Origin of the sequence: Demequina sp., assembly GCF_016278775.1 — a bacterium.
Classification (GTDB): Bacteria; Actinomycetota; Actinomycetes; order Actinomycetales; family Demequinaceae; genus Demequina.
In genome coordinates this window covers 1-3,771 of record NZ_JADQBF010000077.1, presented here as the reverse complement: position 1 = coordinate 3,771, position 3,771 = coordinate 1, and the positions used below count along the sequence as shown (strand labels likewise).

5 protein-coding genes are annotated in these 3,771 nt (G+C 64.7%); all 5 read left to right on the top strand.

Features of this window, described 5'->3' with window-relative positions; translation table 11 throughout:
* The first annotated feature begins 5 nt into the window (after positions 1-5).
* Positions 6-395 carry a 30S ribosomal protein S11 gene (gene rpsK, locus QZZ33_RS08990; protein WP_291379536.1) on the top strand — a complete coding sequence of 130 codons (390 nt, stop codon included), beginning with the start codon at positions 6-8 and terminating at the stop codon, positions 393-395.
* Between the two features lie 156 nt (positions 396-551).
* On the top strand, positions 552-1,541 hold the full coding sequence (locus QZZ33_RS08985) for a DNA-directed RNA polymerase subunit alpha (protein ID WP_291379533.1): 990 nt from the start codon (positions 552-554) through the stop codon (positions 1,539-1,541).
* An 18-nt stretch (positions 1,542-1,559) separates the two neighbouring features.
* Positions 1,560-2,102 carry a 50S ribosomal protein L17 gene (gene rplQ / locus QZZ33_RS08980; RefSeq protein ID WP_291379531.1) on the top strand — a complete coding sequence of 181 codons (543 nt, stop codon included), beginning with the start codon at positions 1,560-1,562 and terminating at the stop codon, positions 2,100-2,102.
* A 33-nt stretch (positions 2,103-2,135) separates the two neighbouring features.
* The gene (locus tag QZZ33_RS08975) at positions 2,136-3,038 is read left to right on the top strand and encodes a tRNA pseudouridine synthase A (protein ID WP_291379529.1); all 903 of its coding nucleotides are present in this window, start codon (positions 2,136-2,138) and stop codon (positions 3,036-3,038) included.
* Positions 3,039-3,386: 348 nt separating this feature from the next.
* Positions 3,387-3,771, top strand: a 385-nt coding sequence (rplM, locus tag QZZ33_RS08970) for a 50S ribosomal protein L13 (RefSeq protein ID WP_291379534.1), incomplete at its 3' end; no start/stop codon positions are given.

Genomic DNA, 3,771 nt, shown 5'->3' with positions numbered 1-3,771 from the left:
AGGCCATGGCTGCACCCGTACGCAAGCCTCGCAAGAAGCTGAAGAAGACCGTCGCTCACGGTCAAGCACACATCAAATCGACATTCAACAACACGATCGTGTCGATCACGGACCCCTCGGGCGCCGTGGTGTCATGGTCGTCCTCTGGCCAGGTTGGCTTCAAGGGTTCGCGCAAGTCGACCCCGTACGCCGCCCAGATGGCTGCGGAGGCGGCTGCGCGCAAGGCGCAGGATGCTGGCATGAGCAAGGTCGACGTGTTCGTGAAGGGTCCCGGCTCCGGTCGCGACACCGCGATTCGTTCTCTGACGGCGGCCAGCCTGGAGGTGACCTCCATCAAGGACGTCACTCCTCAGGCACACAACGGTTGCCGCCCGCCCAAGCGTCGTCGCGGCTAGGTGCTGTGCCGCCGGGCCTCGAGGCGCGGCGGTGAGGCACACGGGCCGCTCTCGCACCGCAAGGTGCTTCACAGTTTTACAGACGTTGACACTTGCCGGAACGGACAGCCGGCGGGTTCGAGCATCAAATAGCGGATGCTCGGGAAGGATAGGAAAGTGCTGATTGCACAGCGTCCCACTTTGACCGAAAAGGTCTTGTCGGACAATCGCTCACAGTTCTCCCTCAAGCCGTTGGAGCCAGGGTTCGGTTACACCCTCGGAAACTCGCTCCGTCGCACCCTGCTCTCGTCCATTCCTGGCGCAGCAGTCACGAGTGTTCGCTTCGAAGGCGTTCTTCACGAGTTCACCACGATCGAGGGGGTGAAGGAGGACGTCACCGAGATCCTCCTCAACCTCAAGAACCTGGTGGTCTCCTCAGAGCACGACGAGCCGGTCGTCATGTACCTGCGCAAGTCTGGTGCCGGCGCCGTGACGGCGGCCGACATCGCGCCGCCAGCTGGCGTCGAGATCCACAATCCTGACTTGCACGTGGCGACCCTCAACTCGAAGGCAAAGTTCGAGGTCGAGCTGACCGTCGAGCGCGGACGCGGCTACGTGCCTGCCGCTCTCAACAAGAGCTACGACGCCGAGATCGGTCAGATTCCTGTCGATTCGATCTACTCGCCGGTGCTCAAGGTGACGTACAAGGTCGAGGCGACCCGTGTGGCCCAGCGCACCGACTTCGACGAGCTGGTTCTCGACGTGGAAACCAAGTCGTCCATGTCCCCGCGCGACGCGGTGGCATCGGCCGGTTCGACACTGGTTGAGCTCTTCTCTCTCGCGCGCGGCCTCAATGAGGCCGCCGAGGGCATCGAGATTGGTCCTTCCGACACCGATGAGGCGCTCGAAGAGGACTACAACATGCCTATCGAGGACCTCACGCTGACGCAGCGCTCGTACAACTGCCTCAAGCGCGAAGGCATTCACACCGTTGGCGAGCTCACCGCGCGCTCAGAGACGGACCTCATGGACATCCGCAACTTCGGTCAGAAGTCGATCACCGAGGTGAAGGAAAAGCTCGCAGAGCTTGGCTTCACCCTGAAGGACGGCGGTCAGGACTACGACCCGACCGCTTCCGGTGTGTTCTTCTCCGGCGGCGACGAGTAACAAGGAGAACAACCCACTATGCCTACACCCACCAAGGGTCCCCGCCTCGGCGGAGGTCCTGCACACGAGCGCCAGATTCTCGCGAACCTCGCGCAGGCGCTGTTCGAACACGGCCGCATCACCACCACGGAGACCAAGGCGAAGCGCCTGCGTCCCCACGCCGAGCGCCTCATCACTTTTGCAAAGCGGGGCGACCTGGCGTCGCGTCGTCGCGTGATGGGGATCATTCCCGACAAGGGCGTGGTGCACACCTTGTTCACCGAGATCGGACCCGGCTTCGCCGAGCGTGAGGGCGGCTACACCCGCATCACCAAGGTGGGCCCGCGCAAGGGAGACAACGCCCCCATGGCCGTGATCGAGCTCGTCGAGTTTGGTGCGCCCGCCAAGAAGGCCGTCAAGGCCGAGGCGGAGAAGGCGACCAAGAAGGCTGCTCAGAAGGCCGAGAAGGCACCGGTGGCTGAAGAGGCTCCAGAGCCAGAGACCCAGGTCGATGAGGTTGTTGTCGAGCACGCCGAGGAGCCCGCCGAGGGCGCCGAAGCGACCGAGAACGACGACAAGTAGCTTTCTCGCCCACGCTGTACGAGGCGGGTCCGCATGACTGAACTGCATGGCAGGGAGGTGGTGCGGGCTCGCCTCGACTTCTCTTACGACGGCGGCGCCTTCAACGGGTGGGCGGTCCAGCCCCGCCTGCGCACGGTGCAGGGCGAAATGGAGGCAGGCCTCGTACGGGTGGTGCGTGGTCAGGGCGGTCGCAAGTACGACGAGCCCACCTTGCGCATCACGGTCGCAGGCCGCACCGACGGCGGCGTTCACGCCCGCGGCCAGGTAGCCCACGTCGACATCCCCGTCGAAGCCTGGCTGCGACTGCCGGGAAAGACCACCCGCACCCCGGCGCATGCCCTCAGGGAGCGCCTGGGAGGGGTCGTGGGCTCCGATATCGTCATGCGGGACGTTGCGGTGGCACCCGAGGGATTTGACGCCCGCTTCTCGGCCCTCGAGCGGCGCTACCAGTACCGTCTGTGCGACCGCTTCGCGCTCCGAGACCCGCTACTGCGTGGCCACGTGACATGGATCGACAGAGGTGTGAACGTCGACGCCCTCAACTCCGCGTCGGCGACGCTGCTTGGATTGCGTGACTTCACCGCCTTTTGCAGGGGTCGCGAAGGCGCCACCACGATTCGGGAGCTCAGGGAGTTCTCCTGGCAACGCGTGGAATCGGGAGTGGACAAGGGCCTGGTGGTCGCGACGGTGAGGGCCGATGCGTTTTGCCACGCGATGGTGCGTTCTCTCGTGGGCGCCGTCATGGCCGTGGGATACGGCCGACGCGACCTCGAGTGGTTGCACATGGTGGCGACGCACCCCACCCGCTCTCCCGCTATCAAGGTGGCGCCGCCGCGAGGCTTGACGCTCGAGGAAGTGGTCTACCCGCCTGACGCGGAACTTGCCACTCGCGCGGCCCTCACACGCGCTCGCCGGGGGCCAGGAGACCTGCGCTAGATTCGAGCTCCCGCCGTGCTCGCATCGGCGCGGGAGTGGGCCACTGTCCGCGCCATCGGGCAATGAGCACAGCGCGGACACGCTACGCTTGGGGGCAATCCTGTCGGAGGGGATGATCCCGACGTGGGTGCTTCGCATTTGCAAGCGCCGTAGCGTCGTGGCCATCGCTTCCGCGGGAACTGAAGTGTGGGCTGGCCCAAATTGACCTACGAGCGACGCCGACGGTAGACTTGCCGGTCGTTGTGCGTTCCACGTGACCGGTGCCTCCCACTCGCCGCCGCAGGACCCGCCGACCTTGCGATGCAGTACCGCATCGCGCCACCGTTTTCTCGAGTAGAAGGCTTCATAGTGCGTACGTTTTCTCCCAAGCCGGGTGATGTGACCAGCAAGTGGCACGTCATCGACGCTACTGACGTGGTTCTCGGTCGTCTGGCCTCCCAGGCTGCTGCGCTGTTGCGCGGCAAGCACAAGGCGACGTTTGCTCCCCACGTCGATAGCGGTGACTTCGTCATCGTCATCAACGCTGAGAAGGTCGCCCTCACGGGTGCCAAGCTCACCGACAAGATGGTCTACCGCCACTCGGGTTACCCGGGCGGTCTCAAGACCAAGCCGATCGGTGAATTGATCGCCGATCAGCCCGCCAAGGTCATCGAGAACGCGGTCAGGGGCATGCTGCCTCGGACCAAGCTCGGTCGCGCCCAGCTGTCCAAGCTGAAGGTCTACGCAGGCCCTG

Bases quoted from the DNA above. Each gene is read 5' to 3' on its own strand.
- rpsK (WP_291379536.1), top strand. From the start codon at position 6: ATGGCTGCACCCGTACGCAAGCCTCGCAAGAAGCTGAAGAAGACCGTC.
- rplQ (WP_291379531.1), top strand. From the start codon at position 1,560: ATGCCTACACCCACCAAGGGTCCCCGCCTCGGCGGAGGTCCTGCACAC.
- QZZ33_RS08975 (WP_291379529.1), top strand. From the start codon at position 2,136: ATGACTGAACTGCATGGCAGGGAGGTGGTGCGGGCTCGCCTCGACTTC.